The sequence below is a fragment of the Streptomyces milbemycinicus genome, assembly GCF_002154605.1.
Classification (GTDB): Bacteria; Actinomycetota; Actinomycetes; order Streptomycetales; family Streptomycetaceae; genus Streptomyces; species Streptomyces milbemycinicus.
In genome coordinates this window covers 1-4,770 of the sequence record NZ_MUNE01000800.1, presented here as the reverse complement: position 1 = coordinate 4,770, position 4,770 = coordinate 1, and the positions used below count along the sequence as shown (strand labels likewise).

At 69.0% G+C, this 4,770-nt stretch carries 5 protein-coding genes and 1 pseudogene; 2 read left to right on the top strand and 4 right to left on the bottom strand.

Annotation, left to right across the window (positions count from 1 at the left end):
* A pseudogene (locus CCN51_RS46595) lies at positions 1–437 on the bottom strand (hypothetical protein); the annotation flags it as partial.
* A gap of 61 nt (positions 438–498) precedes the next feature.
* Positions 499–1,077 carry a TetR/AcrR family transcriptional regulator gene (locus CCN51_RS46590; RefSeq protein WP_014180285.1) on the bottom strand — a complete coding sequence of 193 codons (579 nt, stop codon included), beginning with the start codon at positions 1,075–1,077 and terminating at the stop codon, positions 499–501.
* Between the two features lie 126 nt (positions 1,078–1,203).
* Here CCN51_RS46590 and CCN51_RS59480 point away from each other — a divergent pair, with 126 nt between their 5' ends.
* Complete coding sequence (locus CCN51_RS59480) at positions 1,204–1,332, top strand: hypothetical protein (RefSeq protein ID WP_264349506.1); 129 nt, start codon at positions 1,204–1,206, stop codon at positions 1,330–1,332.
* 23 nt (positions 1,333–1,355) lie between these two features.
* Here CCN51_RS59480 and CCN51_RS56180 read toward each other — a convergent pair whose 3' ends face one another.
* Positions 1,356–1,715: a hypothetical protein gene (locus tag CCN51_RS56180; RefSeq protein ID WP_014180284.1), complete on the bottom strand. Its 360-nt coding sequence runs from the start codon at positions 1,713–1,715 to the stop codon at positions 1,356–1,358.
* Between the two features lie 666 nt (positions 1,716–2,381).
* A complete protein-coding gene (locus tag CCN51_RS46575; RefSeq protein ID WP_055414310.1) occupies positions 2,382–3,767 on the bottom strand; it encodes an MFS transporter in 1,386 nt (461 codons plus the stop codon).
* 186 nt (positions 3,768–3,953) lie between these two features.
* On the opposite strand from CCN51_RS46575, the gene CCN51_RS46570 reads away from it, so the two are divergent.
* The gene (locus CCN51_RS46570; protein WP_055414032.1) at positions 3,954–4,436 is read left to right on the top strand and encodes a winged helix-turn-helix transcriptional regulator; all 483 of its coding nucleotides are present in this window, start codon (positions 3,954–3,956) and stop codon (positions 4,434–4,436) included.
* Positions 4,437–4,770 lie beyond the last annotated feature (334 nt).

Here is a 4,770-nt window from a genome sequence, read left to right as displayed (position 1 = left end):
GGGCCGCCGCGGCGGCCCATGAGCAGGTCGGTCGCGGGGTGGGTGAGCAGGTGGCCGTAGCAGTGGCTGCGGACCACGAGCGGGCCCGCGGGCAGTGGTATCCGGTGGGTGAGCAGCCGGTCCACGGCCGCTGTCGCCCACGAGGCGATCTCCTGGCCGATGGCCTCGGCCTGCGTGCCCAGTTCGCGGGTCGCCGAAGCGGCGTCGGGGCCGATGGCCAGTGGCAGCGAGGTCTCCCGGGTGCCGAGGCCGAGCGTCGCACGGATCTGCGCACCGAGTATCTCGCGGTCGACGCTCTGCAGGGCGTCGATGACGCCCTGCAGCAGCGGTTCGGTGCCGGTGAAGAACTCGCGGGCGGTCATGGTGCCCGTCGCCGGGAAGGTGTTCCATCGGCTGCCGCCGAGGGCGGGAGTGGTCGAAGTCTGCGAGGGGGGCATGGGTCCTCCGGTGTCGACAATTTTTCTGGATCGCCCGATACAGATTGAGGGCATGAAAAAGTCAGTCGAGGGTCGCCAGCGCGATCTCCACAAGGGGTTCGAGGGCGCGCGGGTCCGGTGTGATCTTCGAGGAGACAAGCAGTCCGTTGAGGAAGGTGACGAGGAAGGCGGCGAGGGTGTGCGGATCGCGCCGTGCCGCGATCTCACCGCGCTCCGCCGCCACCCGCAGCACTTCGGCGAGCGCGTCCTGGCTGGCGCCCAGCACGTCGCGCACGGTGCGCCGGGTCGCCGCGTCCTGCGGTACGCGTTCACAGGCGGCGTTGATCATCAGGCAGCCCCGGCCGTCGTGTTCGGCGGCGATCCGGACCCGCTCGACCAGCATCGTACGGATCGCCGACCGGGCGTCCGCCCCCTCGTCGAGGCTGCGCAGCGCGGCCGCCGCGAACGTGGTGCGGTAATACTCCAGCGCGGCCCGGTACAGGCCGTCCTTGTCGCCGAACGCGGCGTACAGGGACCCCTGCCCGATCCCGAGGTGGCGGGTCAGGTCGCGCACCGAGGTGCCCTCGTATCCGCGCGCCCAGAACAGCTCCATCGCGCGGCTCACCGCCGCCTCGGTGTCGAACTCCCGGGTCCTTGCCATGCGTTCACCATAATCTATCTGGATCGAGCGCTCAAGAAAGTGCTGCTCGTGCGGACTTCGCGCAAAACACCGCGGGTGCCCAGCGTCAGGCCGGGAACAGGAACGCCATGGAGGGGGGAGTTCTCCATGCCCGACCCGCTGTACGAGAACTCCTGCTCGGCCGCGCTGGAAGAGGCGGGGCTCCACTGCTCCACCGCGCCGTGCAGCACGGCGCGGTGGAGCTGGGCGTCACCATCGCCGACCTCATCACACTGATCGTCGGCATCACCCTGACCGAACTAGCGCATTCGTACCGAGACCCCGTGTCCGCCCTCGATGGAGTAACGGCCCGTGCCGATCTCATATCCGCCATGTGCGGAGCAGTCGGCGTACGACCAGACGTAGCTGCTGCTGGCCGTGATCAAAACCTCCTCGCCGAACACCTGTTTACCGTCCTTGCATTGTGCCGAGGCGTACATGAAGAAGACCCCAGCACCCCCCTTGCAGCCGCTGCCGAACGTATTGGCGTCATACCAGGTGGTGCATGATCTGGTGATGCCCTGGCTCGTGGTGGAGACTGCCTGGGCCGTGCTCATGGGTGCCGCGAGCGCCATGACGGCACCCCCGGCAATGACCAGTGTCGCGATCTTCCTGCGCATGTGACTCCCATCGTGGTCCCTCGGGACGCGGTACGCGGCCGAACGGCAAGGATGGGCTGCGCCGTCCGACGGGCTTCCTGACAACAAGTCAGGTGTTCCTGCGATCCTTCAAGAGCAGCCGAAGGCCGCTCCCGGCTTCATCGATGAGCCTGAGGGCTCCGCCTTGTAAGAACTATTGGCGATCCTTGAATCTCCCGGTCAGCGCGTCGGCCCAGGGTGCTTTTGAGACAGCCGAACCACCTGTTGCCACGTCGTGGCGAAGTCCTCGGCGAGGGCGTCACCGGCACTGGCCTTGGACGCGTCGAGACACGCGGAGCGCGTCCCCGGCCGCCGCGGCCGGGGACGCACCAAGGGCCGGGGCCGCTACGCGCCGCCTTCCGCCGTCCAGATCTTGCTGCGCAAATCCGTACCGCGCAGCACCTGCACCCGCCACGGCTCGATGCGCACCACGTGGTACTCCGGATCCGTCGGTCCGCCGCGCCAGCAGCCGCGGGGGTCGTAGCCGACGCCGGGTGGGCTGCCCTTGCGGTAGAGCTCCCAGGCGTACCGTTTGGTCGGCTCGTCCTCGACCCAGGTGGAGATCGGTGATCATGGTCGCGTACGCGATATCGCCGATGCACTGGAAGAACTCGCGCTCCACTTCCGAGAAGGAGCCGACCTTCAGCGTCATGTCGCCACCGCCCCGTCACGGGGTCGGCCGCGCAGGCCGAAGGCGCTGATGAGCGCGGCCACCCCGGCCGCGATCAGCGGGACGAGCAGGGCGGCGTGGTAGCCGTCGAGCAGGGCCTGCGGGGATCCGTCCTCGCCCGTGGCGGCGACGTTGACGGCGGTGACCGTGGACAGGCCGAGGGCGGCGCCGAACTGGAAGGAGGTGTAGAGGAGCCCTCCGGCCAGGCCCTGTTCCTCCTCCCGGACGCCCTCGGTCGCGATGATGGTGAGCGGGCCGTACGCCAGGGAGAAGGCCAGGCCGAGGACGATGAAGCTGGGGAACATCGCCGCGTACGTCCAGTCCTCGCCGACCGGCAGGAACAGGGCGTACGACAGCGCCGCCAGCACCAGGCCGCCGAATACGACCCGCGCGTTGCCGAAGCGGTCGACGAGCTTGGGGGTGAGCGTGGGTGAGAGCGCGGCGTCGATGCCGATCACCAGGAGGGCGAGGCTCGTCTCGACCGTGGACCAGCCGCGCAGCTCCCGCAGATACAGCACGGCGATGAACTGGAAGCCGAAGAAACCGCCGGCGAAGAACAGCGCGGAGAGGTTGGCGCGTACGAGGGCACCTCTGCGCAAGATCCCCAGCCGCACCAGCGGCGCGGCCGCCCGGCGTTCGGTCAGTACGAAGACAGTGAGGAGTACGAGGCCGGCGGCGAGGGTGGAGAGCGTCTGGCCGAGGCCGGTGTGGGCGGCGCGTTCGACGGCGAGGACGAGGAGCACGATCGCGCCGGTCACGGTGAGCGCCCCGAGCAGATCGACGCGCTGTCCGGTGCGGTCGGGCCGCGGGGACTTGGGGACCAGGGCCAGCGCGGCGACCAGGATGAGGAACGACAGGACCACGGGCGCGAAGAACACCCAGCGCCAGTCGGCCGAGGTCAGCAGCCCGCCGACGACCAGGCCGATGGAGAAGCCGCCGGCCGCGGTGCCGGAGTAGATCAGGAGGGCCTTGTCGCGCTGCGGCCCCTCCTCGAAGCCGGTCGTGATGATGGACAGTCCGGCCGGAGTCATGAACGCGGCTGCGACCCCCGTCACAAAGCGGGCGACGATGAGCGTCGGCCCGTCGTCGGCGAAGCCGCCCAGACCGGAGAAGAGCAGGAAGACGGTGAGCCAGAGCAGGAACATCTGTCGCCGGCCGAAGAGGTCCGCCGCTCTTCCGCCCAGCAGCATGAACCCGCCGTAGCCCACGACGTACGCGCTCATCACCCACTGCAGCTCACCGGTGGACATCCCCAGGTCGGCGCGGATCGACGGCAGGGCCACATTGAGCATGGCCACATCGATGCCCTCCAGGAAGATCGCTCCGCACAGCACAAAGAGCACACCCCAGCCGCGGCGGTTCAAGCGGCCGGCGCCGGGCTCGGGGGCCGTCTCCCGCGGCGGTGACGTGGACGACGTGGACACAGCACAGCTCCTTAAAACAGGAAAGAAGGAAGAGGGGAAGAAGAGAGAGCGCGTCGCACGCGGTTACCGGGACGCCTGTCAGTTCCCTCTTGTTACCGTCTCGATCCTGATGCACCCTGAACGACCATGGAAGAAGGCACTTTGAAGTCACCGAGTCACTGCACGGGAACCGACGACGACCACGTCCGCCAGTGGGACACCCGGGAGGGCTGTGAAGTCCGTCAGATCCTCGACCGCGTGGCCGACAAGTGGTCGCTGCTCGTCATCGCCCTGCTCGACGTCCGCACCATGCGCTTCACCGAGCTGCGGCGCGAGATCGACGGGGTCAGCCAGCGCATGCTGACGGTGACACTGCGCCAGCTGGAGCGCGACGGGCTGGTGCGCCGTACGGTGCATCCGGTCGTCCCGCCGCGGGTGGACTACCAGCTCACCGCGCTGGGCGCGACGCTGCACGACACCATCCAGGCGCTCGTCACCTGGACCGAGGACCACCAGGACGAGATCGCCACGGCGCGAGCCGCGTACGACCAGCGCGAGGCCGAGGCGGAAACGACGACCGGAGCCGAAAACCCGAGCGACGGCGCGCAGTTGGCGGTGGGCGGGGCCTGAGCCGGTCCCCATACACGTACGCGTATCGGATGCGCGGGAGGCTCCGATCGTTGTCGACCGCCACTCAGGACGGAACGGGCAGAGGACAAGGGTTCGCCAAGCACTCCGGCTCCTTGTCCGCCATCGGCGGTGAACCGCACCCGCCGCTCCCAGGTCAGCCCTTGGAGGGAAGATGGATGCCCCACGCGCCGTCCACGCCGGTGAGAAGCGCTATGACTCCGTGGACCTGTCGTCCCTGGCCTTCTGGTCGCAGACCGCCGAGGAGCGGGAGCGGTCCTTCGCCCTGCTGCGCGCCGAGCGGCCGGTGTCCTGGCACCGGCCGCTCGGCGCGCAG